Annotated in this window: 1 pseudogene; it reads left to right on the top strand. The window is 53.0% G+C overall.

The features are described from left to right. Nucleotides 1–128 precede the first annotated feature (128 nt). Nucleotides 129–538 (top strand): annotated as a pseudogene (locus tag NKJ17_RS33960) (ATP-grasp domain-containing protein); the annotation flags it as partial.

Here is a 538-nt window from a genome sequence, read left to right as displayed (position 1 = left end):
TCTTTACGACCACCAGTCGCTGACAATGTTACGTTCACCGCAAGTCTGAGATCGGGTCAGGGCTGGAAAAGCTGAGACATATTTACGCTCAGACTGCCGATTAACTCGCAATGCTGGAGTCAACAGCCATGGCAAGAAGAGCTCTGATTCTGATTGAAGGTAATACACACGGTACTGGTGTGCTGTACGTCCAAGCGGCCCAGCGTCTTGGTCTTCATCCAATTACCTTGTCGGCTGATCCAGCTCAGTACGACTATCTTGCGGCGGAAGGCATTGAGGCAATCTGTGTCGATACAAAAAATCTCGATGCGCTGATCCGCGAATGTTCCCAGCTGCGTGCGACCTATGACATTGCTGGTATTACGACCGCCAGGGAGGCGGTCTATGCGACAGTTGGCAAGCTCTGCCGGCATTTCGATCTACCGGGACCGAACCCTGAATCGATTGAACGATGCTGTGACAAATTCACTCAACGTCAGCTCCTCGCGGAGGCGGGCGTTCCAATACCTGCTTATCGCTCGGCAGCGAATGCGACAGA

This window comes from Mesorhizobium sp. M0208 (assembly GCF_040322015.1).
Classification (GTDB): Bacteria; Pseudomonadota; Alphaproteobacteria; order Rhizobiales; family Rhizobiaceae; genus Mesorhizobium.
The sequence above is the reverse complement of the archived record's forward strand: the minus strand, read 5'-3'. Positions and strand labels throughout refer to the sequence as shown.